The 15,361-nt window shown below is 35.5% G+C and carries 14 protein-coding genes and 1 riboswitch; of the genes, 4 read left to right on the forward strand and 10 right to left on the reverse strand.

The genetic code is table 11. From position 1 onward, the window contains the following. Nucleotides 1-65 precede the first annotated feature (65 nt). Nucleotides 66-175, forward strand: a riboswitch (TPP riboswitch). Nucleotides 176-237: 62 nt separating this feature from the next. Genes ACFFIT_RS06750 through ACFFIT_RS06765 form a run of 4 tightly spaced genes read left to right on the forward strand, consistent with a single transcriptional unit; the run spans nucleotide 238 to nucleotide 4,195 of the window. Next, nucleotides 238-930, forward strand: a complete 693-nt coding sequence (locus ACFFIT_RS06750; RefSeq protein ID WP_385876890.1) for a YkoF family thiamine/hydroxymethylpyrimidine-binding protein — start codon at nucleotides 238-240, stop codon at nucleotides 928-930. 38 nt (nucleotides 931-968) lie between these two features. Further along, nucleotides 969-1,592: an ECF transporter S component gene (locus ACFFIT_RS06755; RefSeq protein ID WP_385876891.1), complete on the forward strand. Its 624-nt coding sequence runs from the start codon at nucleotides 969-971 to the stop codon at nucleotides 1,590-1,592. Continuing rightward, nucleotides 1,582-3,438 (forward strand): ABC transporter ATP-binding protein, encoded by a 1,857-nt coding sequence (locus ACFFIT_RS06760; protein WP_385876892.1) that lies wholly within the window; start codon nucleotides 1,582-1,584, stop codon nucleotides 3,436-3,438. The genes ACFFIT_RS06755 and ACFFIT_RS06760 overlap by 11 nt, the downstream gene beginning before the upstream one ends. Continuing rightward, on the forward strand, nucleotides 3,416-4,195 hold the full coding sequence (locus ACFFIT_RS06765) for an energy-coupling factor transporter transmembrane component T family protein (protein WP_385876893.1): 780 nt from the start codon (nucleotides 3,416-3,418) through the stop codon (nucleotides 4,193-4,195). The genes ACFFIT_RS06760 and ACFFIT_RS06765 overlap by 23 nt, the downstream gene beginning before the upstream one ends. A gap of 311 nt (nucleotides 4,196-4,506) precedes the next feature. Here ACFFIT_RS06765 and proS read toward each other — a convergent pair whose 3' ends face one another. The 10 genes from proS to aroC form a co-directional block, all read right to left on the reverse strand. After that, nucleotides 4,507-6,228, reverse strand: coding sequence for a proline--tRNA ligase (proS, locus tag ACFFIT_RS06770; RefSeq protein ID WP_385876894.1), 1,722 nt, complete (start codon nucleotides 6,226-6,228; stop codon nucleotides 4,507-4,509). Between the two features lie 20 nt (nucleotides 6,229-6,248). Then, nucleotides 6,249-7,118, reverse strand: coding sequence for a glucose-1-phosphate thymidylyltransferase RfbA (rfbA, locus tag ACFFIT_RS06775; RefSeq protein ID WP_385876951.1), 870 nt, complete (start codon nucleotides 7,116-7,118; stop codon nucleotides 6,249-6,251). A gap of 109 nt (nucleotides 7,119-7,227) precedes the next feature. Further along, nucleotides 7,228-8,304, reverse strand: coding sequence for a dTDP-glucose 4,6-dehydratase (gene rfbB / locus ACFFIT_RS06780; protein ID WP_385876895.1), 1,077 nt, complete (start codon nucleotides 8,302-8,304; stop codon nucleotides 7,228-7,230). 115 nt (nucleotides 8,305-8,419) lie between these two features. Continuing rightward, a complete protein-coding gene (yhjD, locus tag ACFFIT_RS06785) occupies nucleotides 8,420-9,328 on the reverse strand; it encodes an inner membrane protein YhjD (protein ID WP_385876896.1) in 909 nt (302 codons plus the stop codon). A 345-nt stretch (nucleotides 9,329-9,673) separates the two neighbouring features. After that, a complete protein-coding gene (locus ACFFIT_RS06790; protein WP_385876897.1) occupies nucleotides 9,674-10,240 on the reverse strand; it encodes a GNAT family N-acetyltransferase in 567 nt (188 codons plus the stop codon). Between the two features lie 180 nt (nucleotides 10,241-10,420). Beyond that, nucleotides 10,421-10,519: a hypothetical protein gene (locus tag ACFFIT_RS13360; protein WP_446697452.1), complete on the reverse strand. Its 99-nt coding sequence runs from the start codon at nucleotides 10,517-10,519 to the stop codon at nucleotides 10,421-10,423. A 353-nt stretch (nucleotides 10,520-10,872) separates the two neighbouring features. Continuing rightward, nucleotides 10,873-12,267 carry a bifunctional indole-3-glycerol-phosphate synthase TrpC/phosphoribosylanthranilate isomerase TrpF gene (gene trpCF / locus ACFFIT_RS06795; RefSeq protein WP_385876898.1) on the reverse strand — a complete coding sequence of 465 codons (1,395 nt, stop codon included), beginning with the start codon at nucleotides 12,265-12,267 and terminating at the stop codon, nucleotides 10,873-10,875. 97 nt (nucleotides 12,268-12,364) lie between these two features. Beyond that, nucleotides 12,365-13,159 (reverse strand): TSUP family transporter, encoded by a 795-nt coding sequence (locus ACFFIT_RS06800; protein ID WP_385876899.1) that lies wholly within the window; start codon nucleotides 13,157-13,159, stop codon nucleotides 12,365-12,367. An 8-nt stretch (nucleotides 13,160-13,167) separates the two neighbouring features. Further along, nucleotides 13,168-14,049 (reverse strand): EamA family transporter, encoded by an 882-nt coding sequence (locus ACFFIT_RS06805; protein WP_385876900.1) that lies wholly within the window; start codon nucleotides 14,047-14,049, stop codon nucleotides 13,168-13,170. A gap of 197 nt (nucleotides 14,050-14,246) precedes the next feature. Next, nucleotides 14,247-15,335, reverse strand: coding sequence for a chorismate synthase (aroC, locus tag ACFFIT_RS06810; RefSeq protein WP_385876901.1), 1,089 nt, complete (start codon nucleotides 15,333-15,335; stop codon nucleotides 14,247-14,249). Between the last annotated feature and the right edge of the window lie 26 nt (nucleotides 15,336-15,361).

Genomic DNA, 15,361 nt, shown 5'->3' on the forward strand with positions numbered 1-15,361 from the left:
TTATTGATTATGAGCAAAAAAATAAGATTTGCTTGCAAAAACCTAAAAAATTCGTAATAGTATGGCACAGTTGTCACGGGAGCTGAGTAAACTCGGCTGAGAGGAAAATTAATAATTTTCGACCGTCAAACTTGAACTGGATAATGCCAGCGCAAGGAGGCCTGCTCTTTTTTTACCCGTGCCCTCTACTATCTATCAACATTGGTTTAACCATTCGTTATATTAAAGGGTACTACTATGAATTCAAATCAGCCAAACATTACATTTCCTAACTCAGAGTTAAAGTTAACTCCCACCACTCAAGAAATTAATCAAATCGATATCAAGGTACCATCGACCCCACAAGATTTTGGTGTCGGTGCTCGTTTTACAGTGAATGTGATGAGCGATGATTATATTTCTATTATTTTAGATGCTTTAGCAAGCCCAACACCAAAAGAATTAAAAATTCAAACAGATGCAGTAAGTACCTTAATAAAAGGCTCAGAACGGAATATTTTAGATTATCTTTATACAGTCATCACTAAAATTGCTGCTTCTGGGCATCATGTTTCAGCCACGATTTTGCTTTCACGAGGTTGTCCTGGTGAAATCACATGCCAGCTACCTAACAGATCTTTAGCTACACATTCTACAAATATTTCGCTTGAAAAAACGGGCATTACAGTGTTAGCGCAGTGGTCGTTATATCCATTATTTGATGATAGACAAACCGCATTTTCTCATATGGACGATATCTATCGAGCAATAGATTTTGCAAAAGATAAAGGAACCTATCATAGAAGTACTCACTTTGTCACTGAATTGAAAGGTGATTTAGCGCAGGTGCTGGAAACGATTGCTATGGGTTGGATGTTAGTTGGTCAAACTGTTCAGCATGTTACTTCACACACAACGCTTTCTATCAACAGTCCAACTATGGCATTTTAATTAATAAATTCAATGGAATAAACAGGTGAGGGCGAAATATGTTCTTTAATAAAGGTTCGAAAGAAAGTTCAATAGCGACAAGAAAAAAAAATTGGTCAAGTAAAGAGGTCATGCTGTTAGTCGCTTTAGGATCCGTTTTTGGTGTGATTTATTACGCCTTTGTTCAACTCTTTTTTGTGCTGCAAATTCTATTAGGTCCCTATGCTGATCTGAGTCAACATATTTTATTTGGTGCTTGGCTGATGGTTGCCCCTATCGCACTCGCCATACTAAAAAGGCCATTAGCAGGTGTTTTTGCTGAATTACTGGCTGCACTAATTGAAGTAATTGTTTTAGCGTCCCCTTTTGGCGCAAGAGTTATCATATCTGCTCTTATTCAAGGAGCAAGTAGTGAATCAGCTTTTACTCTTACAAGATATCGCAAAGATAATTTATTTGTTTTTATGTTGTCAGGTTTCTTTGGAGGCTTATTTCCTTTTTTTTATTCTGCATTAATTAATGATTGGTTTTCCACTGATTTATTCTATCTAAGATTAATTTTGCAATTAATTTCGGGTGTTCTTATTGGTGGATTGGCTGCAAAGCTTTTGACTGATGCATTAATCAAAACAGGCGTCTTAGATAATTTCATCCATGTGGAACAAAAAAACAATGCAAGCTAACAGGGATCTTTTGTCAAGTGATATGAAAAATAGTTGTGATGAATCACTGGTTACACTTAAAAATGTTCATGTCACTTGCCCTAAAAGTGATCGTATTTTACTTAATCAATTGACACTTTCACTGTCAAAAGGGCAACATTGGTTATTAATAGGGCCTTCTGGCGGAGGAAAATCCACGTTATTGGCGCTAATAATAGGATTGATTCCTCACTTTATTTCGTTACGATTATCTGGTCACGTCAAAGTATCTGGCAAAGAGACTAATAACTTATCTGTTTTAGATATTTCTCACTTTGTCAGTTGGCTAAATCAAGATCCTTTTGTATCTTTAGCTTTGCCTATAGTAGAACAAAATATAGCTTTAGCGCTTGAAAATAAAGCACTTAGTGTTGATGAAATCAAACATAAAATTACGGAATCACTTTCTTGGGTCCAGATGGAAGAATATCAAATGCGAGAAGCATTAAAATTATCAGGCGGAGAATGTCAAAAGATAGCGTTAGCTGCGATTTTAGCTACAGATGCAGAGTTATTCTTATTAGATGAACCTACTTCTATGCTGGATACATCATCTATTGACTGTGTTAGTGAATTATTGATAAAACTATGGTCTAGCCAGAGAAAATGTTCCCTTTTGATTGAGCATCGACTTGATGATTTGGCAGCACAGAGAGGTTTTGATGGGCTTCCAGAAAATACACTGGTATTAAATTCTAAAGGAGAGCTCAAATTTGCTGGTAAGACTAAAGATATTTTAATAGAACAAGCAAAAAAGCTTCATTTAGATGGGATTTGGCTACCTTTAGAGAGTGAGTTATTTGCCTACACAGGCGTAAAATTTGGATTGAAGAGTGCTGAAAACCTTGAGTTTTTGGCACAATTAAAAAGTCAGTGGATAATTCATGGATTTTGGCAAAAACCAATTAAACAAAAAAAACAAGTATTTGCACCAACATCATTCAAGACTACAAAATCGATATTAACCCTCAAAGCCTTATTGACTGTTAATGGGCTGACAATAAAATCGAATAAAAAAAATACTCATTCTGCCATAATTGATCGCCCGAGTGTTCATCTAACCAAATCTCAATTAACAAAAACTCACTTATCCGTAGGGCAAAGAGTTATTGCAGAGGGAATTAATCTATCAATTTATCCTCGGGAGTGCATTGCCCTTCTAGGTCAAAATGGTAGCGGTAAATCCACTCTTTTGATGGCATTAGCGGGATTATTAGCGCATCAAAAAGAGTGGACCCTCTTAGGAGAAATAAACAAAGAGAGCCTCGCGATGATTTTTCAAAATGCTGAGCATCAGTTTATTCGCCAAACTGTAGAAGACGAAGTTGCTTGTGGTTTATTTAAAAATAATAAAGAACACATAGATAACGTCCTAAGACAGTTTCGTTTGTCTCATGTAGCGAAACAAAATCCTTTCAAATTATCAGGGGGCGAAAAAAAGCGTTTAAGTATTGCTAGTATGACTTTACTTGATAGAAAAATTTTTCTAGCTGACGAGCCGACCTATGGACTTGACAGACAAGATACATGTGTAGTGATGAATAGATTTATGCAACTGAGAGACAAAGGATGTGCTGTATTATTCACATCACATGATTTTAGATTAGTTACTACTTATGCAACCAGAGTGCTTTATCTTGATAAAGGCAAAATAGTTGCTGATTGTACTCCCTATGAATTTTTTAAAGAAAAATGGAAAGAGGTGGGAGGGGGCATTAAAGTGCCTGAATTAATTAGCTATCTTGTAAGTCATTTCAATCCCAAAGAAGTATCGAGTATTTTATTTAAAATGGAACAGATGAGTTATGCTAAAAAAATCAGATCGTAGCAACTGGCTTTACGCTAGAAATCCAACTATAAAATTCTTCGTCTTATTAATGCTAACATTTAGTGCAGGGTTTATTTTTGCACCTTGGAGTTTACTTATTTTATGGTTTTTTGCATTATTAGGCTTTTATTTAAGTAGTTCATTTTCTTTTGTCGAGATTTTGAGAATGCAAACCCCCTTTCTTTGGGTAAGCTGTGTTATATTTATGGTAAATTGTATCTCTAGACCTGGTAATATTATAGCATCTGTGTGGATATTTAATATTACAAGCGAAGGAATGATTATAGCAACTGCTTTGGTTTTAAGGACTCTATTTATTGGGGCTATATGCATAGCATTTATAAAAAGTACCTGCCCTAATGCCCTTATGCAAAGTTTGAATCAGCATGCTAAGTTGAGTATTCGAGTAAGCTATGCTGTCATGACGGGTTTTAGAATTGTTCAATTATTGAGTTATGACTGGCAAGTTATAGTTGCTGCGCAAAGATCGAGGCACATAACATTACAATCATCTATACGAAACAGCCGAGTAGATAATATTTTTCTCAAAGCTAGAATTTATAAAAAAGCTATTCTCAGCTTGATGGTAAGTGCCATCAGGAGATCTGAAAGAATTGCCTATACGCTTGAGTCAAAAGGGCTTGGAAGAGTACCAAAAACTTACTTATACGATGTCCCCTTAACGAGTTTAGATTATCTATTTGCCTTAATGAGTGTAGGGGTAATACTTATTCTATTGCTGGTCGAGTATATTTGATTTGATGTTATTAATCCCTAATTCGATTTAACAAAGAATTTTTTTAAATAATCATAAAACCATTTTATGGGATATTTTTTTAAATGATGAGTATGGTTTGGGTTTAGGTGTTCTTAACTATTTAAATGTAATGTAGATAAATTGAAGTTTGACTTCTCTGATTGCATGAAGCGCAGGGAGGTTGTAATTTTAGGTGTATAAGCCTTGCTGATATACTAGGTATTGTAATGTGTGATGTTAAGCATGAAAATCATAACAATATCAAGTTAATTATTTGAAATTGTTATGATTTTACTTGTATTTCTTAACGATTATTGATTAATAACAGTTAAAATTTCGGTAATATTAATAATTGATTTTTCACCAGTAATACGATTTTTATATTCAACTTTGCCCTCATCAAGATTTCTATCGCCTATTACTATAGTATGGGGGATCCCAATCAGTTCCATATCAGCGAACATGACACCTGGGCGCTCATCTCTGTCATCAAAAAGCACATCAAAACCTTTATCCTTTAATGTGGAATATAAGTTTTCAGCGGTTTCCTTAACTCTAAATGATTTTTTCATGTTCATAGGAAGAATAACGACATCAAAAGGTGCTAGGGCTTTTGACCAAATGATACCTTTATCGTCATGACTTTGTTCAATTGCGGCAGCAACTATTCTTGTTACTCCAATACCATAGCAGCCCATTGTCATTACTTGATTTCGACCATCTTCCCCTTGAACTGTAGCCTTCATTGCTTTGGAGTATTTATCCCCTAATTGAAAAATATGACCCACTTCAATACCACGTTTAATAAGGAGGGTGCCTTTGCCATCAGGGCTAGGATCACCTTCCTGTACATTTCTAAGATCAGCAATTAATGTCGGAGCTGGTAAGTCTCTTTGCCAGTTAACACCAAAATAGTGCTTATTATCCACATTAGCCCCTACAGCAAAATCACTGAGTACAGCAACCGATCTATCCACAATCATGGGTATTGAAAGATTAATTGGACCTAAAGAACCTGTTGATGCTCCTAAAACAGCTTTAATTTCATCCTCTTCGGCAAACTGTAGTGGGGACGCTACTTCAGGTCTTTTTTCTGCTTTTATTTCGTTTAGGGTATGATCTCCTCGGATCAAAAGCGCAATTAATTTGTATCCGGTTTCTTGCGCATAAGCTTCATCCGCTTTGACTATTAAAGTTTTAACGGTTTTATCTATTGAGAGTTTAAACTGTTCAACCAGCTCATTAATTGTTTTTGCATTGGGTGTATCAACTAAACTCATTTCTTCTAATGGAGCAGGGGCTGACGTCTCTAGAGTAATCGCTTCAGCGAGTTCTATATTTGCTGCGAAATCAGATTCTGTTGAAAATACAATATCATCTTCACCGCTATTAGCTAGCACTTGGAATTCGTGAGAAGCGCTGCCACCAATAGAACCCGTATCCGCTTGCACAGCTCTAAAATCTAAGCCTAGTCTAGTAAAAATAGCACTATAAGCATCATACATCGCATCATATGTTTTTTGTAAACATTCACTATTTGTGTGAAAAGAGTAAGCATCCTTCATAATAAACTCGCGAGATCTCATGACACCAAATCTTGGTCTGACTTCATCTCTGAATTTAGTTTGAATTTGATAAACATTAATTGGTAAATGTTTATATGAACTGACTTCATGTCTAAGTAAATCGGTAACAACTTCTTCATGCGTAGGGCCTAGTACAAAAGGACGATCTCCTCGGTCGACAAAACGTAATAACTCTGGACCGTAGTCATCCCAACGCTGACTTTCTTGCCATAAATCTGCAGGTTGAACCACAGGCATTGATATTTCAATAGCACCAGCACGATTCATCTCTTCGCGAACCACAGTTGCCACCTTGTTTAGTACTCTTAAACCTGTGGGTAACCAAGTATAAAGGCCAGAGGCTAATTTTCGAATCATTCCTGCTCTGAGCATCAATTGATGACTGATAACTTCCGCATCTGCTGGTGTTTCTTTCAGCGTGGATAGTAAATATTGTGTTGTACGCATGGCGTTTTCCTGTATTCTAATTAACCAAATTTCAAAATTTGTTGCAGATATAATCCATAATGGGTTTTAGATAATGCTTGAGAGGCTTCTTGGAGTTTATCTTTACTCAGCCAGCCTTGCCTAAAACCAATTTCTTCAAGACAAGCAATTTTGAATCCTTGTCTTTTTTCAATTGTACTAATGAATTGAGATGCATCTAAGAGACTTTCATGGGTACCAGTATCTAGCCATGCAAAACCACGTCCAAGTAACTGAACATTTAGTTTACCTGCATCTAAATACATCTGGTTAAGTGTTGTTATTTCAAGTTCTCCTCTGTGAGAAGGTTTTACCTGCTTCGCTAATTCCACAACATCTTTATCATAAAAATAAAGACCTGTTACTGCCCAATTCGATTTGGGATGAGCTGGTTTTTCTTCTAAGGATATCGCTTTAAAGTGATTATCAAATTCAACGACACCAAAACGCTCAGGATCCATTACCTGGTAACCAAAAATAGTCGCACCTGACTCGTGAGAAGTTGCCTGAGCCAGTTTTTCCGCAAAGCCTTGGCCATAATAGATGTTGTCACCTAAAACTAATGCACATCTATGATTATTAATGAAGTCTTCTCCAATCAAGAAAGCCTGTGCAAGGCCATCAGGGCTAGGCTGAATTTCATAAGAGAGATTGATACCAAATTGCTCTCCACCGCCTAAGAGTCTTTTGAATGCTGGTAAATCATCAGGTGTGGTAATAATGAGTATATCTCTTATTCCTGCTAGCATGAGTACAGAAATAGGGTAATAAATCATAGGTTTATCATAAATAGGTAATAATTGCTTTGACACGCCACGAGTTATTGGATGTAAGCGAGTGCCTGAACCTCCGGCGAGGATAATGCCTTTTATATTTTGTTCTGGAACGATGTTATTCATAGGGTTTAAGGTTCACCTTGTGCTTATAGTCTTTGAAATTGAATTAATTAAATTAAAAAAGTTTATCAATGAGGCGTTAAATTTACTTCTTAACACCTAAATTTACACCTAATCTTTCACCTTGGTAGGAACCATCTTTAACTTGTTGCCACCAATCTTGATTTTCTAGATACCAGATAACTGTTTTTTTAATACCAGATTCAAATGTTTCTTTTGGTTTCCAGCCTAGTTCTTTATCAATTTTGCTGGCATCTATGGCATATCTCACGTCATGGCCAGGTCTATCTGTAACAAAGGTAATTAAGTCTTCATATTTTTGTATTTTACTTGGTTTGTTAGGAACAAGTTCTTCTAAGAGTGAACAAATTGTTTTAACCACATCAATATTCTTGCGTTCATTATGCCCACCGATATTATATGTTTCTCCTACTTTACCTTTTGATATCACGGTATAAAGAGCGGCAGCATGATCATCTACATATAGCCAATCTCGTATTTGACCACCATCACCATAGACCGGCAAAGATTTTCCCTCAAGCGCATTAAGGATCATAAGAGGAATTAGTTTTTCTGGGAAATGAAAGGGCCCGTAATTATTTGAGCAGTTAGTTACCAGTGTAGGTAAACCATAAGTTCTGTGCCAAGCTCTAACAAGGTGATCGCTTGCTGCTTTTGATGCAGAATAAGGACTACTTGGTGCGTAAGGGGTAGTTTCTGTGAAAAAATCATCCGTACCATGCAGATCGCCAAAAACTTCATCGGTTGAGATATGATGAAAACGGAAAAGGGCTTTCTTTTCATTACTTAAAGACTGATAAAAGTGGCGAGTTGCTTCAAGGAGCGTATAGGTGCCAACTATGTTTGTTTCAATAAAGGCAGAAGGGCCATCAATTGATCTATCAACATGGCTCTCAGCGGCTAAGTGCATTACTGCATCGGGTTGATAATTATTAAAAACGTTTTGAATTGCCGTATAATCACATATATCAGCTTGGACAAAAGTAAATCTCTCATTATTTTCAAATTGCTTTAGTGAATTTAAATTGCCTGCATAAGTTAATTTATCAAGGACTAAGACACTATCATTGGTAGAATCGATGATATGGCGTACAACAGCTGAACCTATAAATCCAGCACCACCAGTTACAATAATTTTCATAAGGATCCTCAAATTGGAAGAATAAAGATGTTAATAGATTGTTTAATTCTACCATAAATTAAATCAACAGTTAACTTTACTCTTATCTATAATTAGGCGATTAGCTGGAGTTAAACTATTCATTTTTTTCATTGAATCGATCATATTCAAATTGTGCAGTTGCAATCCACGCACTCGTATAAAGAGTTAAAATGGCAAACAAATAAAAAAACATCATTAAAGTAAGTAATGAACCAAAAACCGCTGCCGATGGAGAGCTACTCAAGATAGGAAGAAATTTTGACATTCCGTATTTAATGATTTCAAATCCAACTGCGGCTAGCACGGCTCCACGTAAAAGTAGTTTTTTTGATGGACGTCTTGAGGGTAAGGAGATAAATACCCACATAAAAACTAAATAGTTAGCTGTGAGTGAAATTGTCAGGGTAAATAATCTTACAATATACTGCAGAAACATACTGTTTTCTAATGCCAAAAGTTCAACCAAGAGATATTGTTTCGAGATCGCAAATGAACTGATTAAAATTGTGATGATAATTGCAAAAACGAGTCCAACTAAGCTGATAAAATCCAAAAGGTATTGTTTTAAAAAAGAGTGTTTTACCTCGTCATCACCTGCAATTTCCTCGGATGTCTGAAAACGTATGGCTTTTCTTAAGTTCGTCATCCATCCTACGCTAGAATAAAATGCAATCACAAGCCCCATGATCCCAACAGATGTTCTTTGATTAATGGCTGTATCTATAATGTTTTTAAGTGTGTTAGCTAAATTTTCATCCCCAATGTTGCTGACTATTTTTTCTTGTATTTGTTGGAGATATTCAGGGTTATTGATTAAAAAACTTCCCAAGCCCGCAAAAGAAATCATAAGGACGGGAATTAATGACAGGAATGAGAAAAAACTGATCCCTGCACTGAGTTGTAAGCCCATCCTAGAATCAAAGCGTTTAAAGGCAGTGATATGATGTTTTAAAGGCGGAAAATTCAAAATCATTCTAATAATTTTTTTAAAAATTTGAAGCATAACTGAGCAAACCCTTTGCTGTAAAAGAAAACAAACACAAGTCTAACATGTAAAACACGGAATAAAATAATATTTACAAGTAAATAATTATTATTAAAAGATCAACGACTATATTTTAAAATACTTATAAGGGATAAATGCCAATACGGCATTAGTTGTTAAGCTATTTCATCACTTATTGACATATAATTCAAATATCGCTACAAGTCACTTTAAATCTCAGATGAGAATATCCGCTTGAAAATTGACCTTATAATTAAACAAGTTGATTAGTATTATGAAGTTCATTTAGCCATCGGTCATCTGAATGAAGAGGCTTCTGTCCTAGAAAGTTTATCTTACAAATTATGCCTCATTTCTGCCACTATTCCCCTGACTGAATTCATTTTTTAGTAAAGAATATATTTTATGATCAATAAATATGCCATTCACTAACTCATTTTCTCTGGCAATGCCTTCAAATTTAAATGCAAATTTTAACGGGATAGATTCACTTTTATTGTTGCCAACAGCACATCGAATCACTACTTTATTAAGCATTAACTCATAAAATCCTCTTTGGAGTAGAAAGTTTACTGCAAATTTCACAAATCCTTTCCCTTGGTATTTTTCACTGATCCAATAACCTACATAACCAATTTTATTTTGTTTATCAATTTTGTTAAAAGATACTGTACCAATAGGCTTCATATCAAACAGTATAATATAAGTTTCAGCTGTACCTTCTTCCATCTCTTTTATAGCGTTTTTAATAAAATATTCTGAATCTTTAATATGAGTTACATAGTTAGGCCATGCTAACCAGACAGACAAATACTCTCTGTTATCTGATATGAGTGAAAAAAGATCTGTGGCAAATTTTAAGTCTGGTTTTGCCAGGTTTAATTGTTGAAATTCACTATTATTCATCATATTGTTGCCCTATTAAATAATTATATGTTCATTTAAAAAGAGTTGTAGGCTGAAAGCTATTAGCATTGCCGATTTTTTGTAGGATGACTGCTCACCAGTCTATTGTGCGACTCTTTGCTCAAGAATCTATGATCAAGAATCTATGATCAGAAACGATGAGCACCACCAATTTTAAATCTCTTATCCCTTTGTGTTGGATGTGAATGCCATATTGAGGTCGCTATCATGTTCTTTATCGCAAATAGGGCAAATCCAGCAAAATCTATGCAAGGGCATCAAAGCCATCTTATGATTGAAGCAATGGCACGTGTTAGAAGTGAAGCTGGGCTTTTACAATATGTTTAGCGAGTTGCGAAACTTTGCTGGTCAAATTTTAATAAAACTATGCCAACAAACTATGCCAACAAACTATGCTAAGACTCTCTCGGAATTTTTCAAGAGAGTAATTTAAAATTTAAAGTAAGGCCAAGTGATTACTTTAATGACTGCATTGGATCTTTAAAATGGGCTATGGCTATAAGAAATTCAAGCTAAACTATAACTATAATTAACGAATGAACAGGTGGTCTTAACAGGCCACCTTGAAATAAAAGCGGTATATAGAAAACGTAAATTATAGTATCAGTATTTGCCTAATAGTTACGTAAATTTATAAATGCATGGTTTATTTTTTCTGCAGATTTTATTGCTGGCGTACTTTCAACCCCGGAATTAAAATCTAGCCCACCACAATTAAAATTAGCAGCTTCTTTGCAGTTATCAGGAGTCAGACCGCCAGCTAATAAAATATTTGAAAAATCCTCATGACGATGATCACTAAATACCGACCAATCAAAAGTCTTACCTGTTCCTCCTGGACCATGATCAAAAACATAATTATCGATATTAACCCAATCTCGTGAGGGTAATTTTTTCTCAATACTTAGGGCTTTCCATATTTGACATGCTGCAGGCAATTTTTTTCTTAGCATATTGACATACGCTTGATTTTCCTGCCCGTGAAGTTGAATCGCTGATAAATTTAACTCGTCGGCTATAGATGCGATATGATCAATATTATCGTTTCTAAAAACACCAACATAATCTAAGGGTGCACCGAGCATGATATTTTTTGCTTGAGTCACAGAAATATGCCGAGGGGTGTTTTGAACAAATATCAATCCACCGTAAATTGCACCAGCATCATAGGCTGCTTTCGCATCTTGTGCTCGAGTGAGTCCACAAATTTTATTACGTCCAAAAAGAATTTTTTTGATCTCTTTTTCTAAATTATCTTCAGCCATGAGGGCGCTACCTATAAGAAAACCATCAACATAGTTGCTAAGACGTCTCACATCAGGGTATTGGCGTATTCCAGACTCACTGATGATAATGGTATCTTCGGGTATTTTAGGTGCTAAATTTAGTGTGGTTTGAAGATTAACGCTAAGATCACGTAAATCTCGATTATTAATACCAATGACTTTAGCACCAAGTTCAATGGCTCTTTGTAGTTCAATTTCATTACTGACTTCGGTTAGAATGCCCATATCAAGTTCATGAGCTACAGCTGAAAGTGATTTATATTGATCATCATTAAGAACCGACAACATCAACAAAATAGCATCAGCTTGATGGTGCCTAGCAAGTTTTATTTGATATTCGTCAATAATAAAATCTTTACATAAAATGGGTTGGTGTACAAGGGCGCTGACTTTAGGTAGATAAGAAAAATCCCCTTGGAAATAAGGTTCATCAGTTAAAACAGATATGGCTGCTGCATAATGTTTATAAATAGTAGCTATAGCTTCAATGTCAAAAGTAGGTCTTATCACGCCTTTAGAGGGCGAAGCTTTCTTGCATTCCAAGATAAACTGACATTGAGTCTTAGTAAATGCTTGATAAAAACTTCTGGTGGACTGAGTTAAAAGGCTATTAAAAGAATCGAGTGGAAATGTTTCTTTTTTATGCATAATCCAGGAGATTTTATCAGTTAAGATTTTTTCAAGTACCGTCTGTTTTAATTCTTGTGGAATAGAATAAGCCATCGCGTGCTCCTTGTTAATTCATATAGTGCGTTAATTAAAAATTGAATAGGGCATAAACTAAAAATCGTTATTTGTTATATAATTATAATAATTAGAGTCATTGCATAAATTGTACATAATTGCTATACAAAAGTTTACCGCTGATGGCAAATGAAACTATCACTAACATCGGACGAATAATTTTTTGCCCCTTAGAAATCACTAATCTTGCGCCGATATTTGCTCCGATAATTTGACCTACAAGCATAATTATACCAAGAGGCCACAAGATATTACCTGTCAAACTGAAGAACAATAAGCTGGCAAAATTTGAAGTGAAATTCATGACCTTGGCGTGTGCGGTAGCATTAACAAGATTAAAACCCATCAAGGTTACAAATGCCAAAGCAAAAAAAGAACCTGTAGCTGGGCCAAAAAAACCATCATAAAAACCAATGAGTCCTGTAAAAGCTCCCATTGTAAAATAACCTATCTTTGCAGGTCTAGTCTCTTGCCCCAATTTGGGAGAAAATAAAAAATAGAAACCTATAATGAAAATCATGACAGGTAATAAAAGTTGCAATACTTGGGCAGATATAAACTGGATAAGAGACGCACCGAAAACTGCGCCACAAAAAGTAGTCGCAATAAGTGTTTTACAACGGTTTAAATCGACTATTTTTTTTCTAATAAAATATAAGCTAGCCGAAAAAGATCCCCCTACAGCTTGTAATTTGTTGGTCGCAAGTGCTTCAACCGGGGTCATACCAGGAACAGTCAAAAGAATTGGAATTGTTATCAATCCCCCACCTCCAGCAATAGAATCTATAAATCCTGCTATTAGAGCAACAGCAAATAAAATTAACAAGAGGCTGGGACCATATAGGGTGAAAAAATCTGCTAGATATTCCATAGTATGCCTTAAGAAGTAAATTTTTTATTAGAAAAATAAATATTCAAAGAGAGACCAGTCATTATTAATAGTGCAGCTAATCCTTCATATAGGTGCAATCTTTCATTTAGTATTAAAAAAGCGGAAAGCATGCCAAAAACAGGTACTAATAAAGAAAGTGGGGAGACAACAGTCGTACCATGCTTATACATAAGCCAGAACCAGAGACTAAATCCTAACAAGGTATTTCCAATCGATTGCCAAAGTATACTAGCCCAAGCATAAAAAGGCGCTTTAGAGATACTATCAATAATTGCATCTATCCCATCGAGAAAAAGTGACATGAATGATAGTGGAATGGATGAATAGAGGCTACCCCATATAAGGAAGTTCATCATTTTGACTTTCCCTACTTTTCTAGCAACGATATTACTACATGCCCAGGAAAAGGATGCAATTAAACATAAACCTAATCCAATTATTGTGATATTGCCGACGTTATTTTGAATCCCTGACATTGCAATCAATATAAATCCAATAATACAAATAGTAATTGAGATTAATTGATATTTATTTGGAACATCTTTAAATATAATAAATGAGAGGAATAAAGAAAAAAATATTTGCGATTGCATTAATAAAGAGGCAATGCCTGGGGATATGTAGCCTTGAAGGGCGAAAAATAAAATACCAAATTGACCAAAACCTAAGAAAAAGCCATTAAGCATTAGATACTTAACAGGAATGTCAGGTTTTTTAAAGAAAAAAGCCCAAGGTAAAAATGTCAGTATAAATCTGAGTGCAGCAAATAGAAATGGTGGGAAATATTGTAGACCATAGTGAATGACAACAAAATTTGTGCCCCAAATGCAGGTGACCAAAACAGCAATTAAAATATCTCTAACTGGCATAGCATCTCCCAAATCTGACTATGAGTAATGTCAATTATTATAAATGAGAGTATTTATTGATAAGTTGATAGATAAATAAATACAAGTCACTCGCACGGAAAGTCATAGAACCTTAGGAAAATTAACCCATAATACTAAGCTATATTATGGGTTAATTCTATTGTAAAAATTAATAAGAATAAGAATGTAAGTATGATCTATTTTAGAATAGGTACAGTCGTTTTAACATCTGCGTTTTGGCCTCTATGTCTTAAAAAATGATCCATTAATACAATCGCCATCATTGCTTCTGCAATGGGTACAGCTCTTATCCCAACACAGGGATCGTGTCGTCCTTTAGTTATGATTGGGGATGAGTCGCCAAATTTATTAATCGTTTGTCCTGGTGTAGTTATACTTGATGTTGGCTTTAATGCTATATGCGCATCTATAGACTGGCCTGTACTTATGCCACCTAAAATCCCTCCTGCGTAGTTGCTTAAAAAACCATTAGGGGTCATAGTGTCTCTATGTGTACTGCCTCTTTGATTTACAACTGAAAATCCTGCACCAATTTCTACTCCTTTGACTGCATTAATGCTCATTAGGGCGTGTGCAAGATCTGCATCTAATCTATCAAAAACAGGTTCGCCAAGGCCAACAGGAATATTTTCAGCCACAATACTGACTTTTGCACCAACTGAATCACCAGATTTTTTTAGTTCTCGAAGTAAGGCGTCTAAATCATCAAATTTAGCTGGATCGGGACAAAAAAAAGCATTTTCTTCGACATAATCCCAATTTTTCAAGTCGCACTTTACATCTCCCATCTGAGATAGAAAACCTCTTACCGTCGTACCAAATTTTTCAAATAAGTATTTTTTAGCGATGGCGCCTGCGGCAACACGCATAGCTGTTTCACGTGCAGATGATCTACCACCGCCACGATAATCTCTTAGGCCATATTTTTGTTCATAAGTGTAATCCGCATGTCCTGGTCTAAAAAGATCCTTGATGGTGCTATAATCTTGTGAACGTTGGTCGGTATTCTCAATTAGAAGACCGATGCTTGTTCCTGTCGTTACACCTTCAAAAACACCTGAAAGAATTTTAATTTCATCAGCTTCACGTCTTTGAGTTGTATACTTAGAGGTTCCTGGTTTACGTCTATCAAGATCAATCTGAATATCAGCTGCACAAAGTTTTAGACCTGGAGGTACGCCATCGATAATACAACCTAATGCTAAGCCATGCGATTCACCAAAAGTGGTTACTCTAAAGTGTTGTCCTATGCTATTACCGGCCATGCAAATTCCTTAATAAAATATGAGTA

It is taken from the genome of Thorsellia kenyensis (assembly GCF_042432445.1).
Lineage (GTDB): Bacteria > Pseudomonadota > Gammaproteobacteria > Enterobacterales > Thorselliaceae > Thorsellia > Thorsellia kenyensis.

Coding starts and splice junctions, on each gene's coding strand:
- ACFFIT_RS06750 (WP_385876890.1), top strand. CDS start 238: ATGAATTCAAATCAGCCAAACATTACATTTCCTAACTCAGAGTTAAAG.
- ACFFIT_RS06755 (WP_385876891.1), top strand. CDS start 969: ATGTTCTTTAATAAAGGTTCGAAAGAAAGTTCAATAGCGACAAGAAAA.
- ACFFIT_RS06760 (WP_385876892.1), top strand. CDS start 1,582: ATGCAAGCTAACAGGGATCTTTTGTCAAGTGATATGAAAAATAGTTGT.
- ACFFIT_RS06765 (WP_385876893.1), top strand. CDS start 3,416: ATGCTAAAAAAATCAGATCGTAGCAACTGGCTTTACGCTAGAAATCCA.
- proS (WP_385876894.1), bottom strand. CDS start 6,228: ATGCGTACAACACAATATTTACTATCCACGCTGAAAGAAACACCAGCA.
- rfbB (WP_385876895.1), bottom strand. CDS start 8,304: ATGAAAATTATTGTAACTGGTGGTGCTGGATTTATAGGTTCAGCTGTT.
- yhjD (WP_385876896.1), bottom strand. CDS start 9,328: ATGCTTCAAATTTTTAAAAAAATTATTAGAATGATTTTGAATTTTCCG.
- ACFFIT_RS06790 (WP_385876897.1), bottom strand. CDS start 10,240: ATGATGAATAATAGTGAATTTCAACAATTAAACCTGGCAAAACCAGAC.
- trpCF (WP_385876898.1), bottom strand. CDS start 12,267: ATGGCTTATTCTATTCCACAAGAATTAAAACAGACGGTACTTGAAAAA.
- ACFFIT_RS06800 (WP_385876899.1), bottom strand. CDS start 13,159: ATGGAATATCTAGCAGATTTTTTCACCCTATATGGTCCCAGCCTCTTG.
- ACFFIT_RS06805 (WP_385876900.1), bottom strand. CDS start 14,049: ATGCCAGTTAGAGATATTTTAATTGCTGTTTTGGTCACCTGCATTTGG.
- aroC (WP_385876901.1), bottom strand. CDS start 15,335: ATGGCCGGTAATAGCATAGGACAACACTTTAGAGTAACCACTTTTGGT.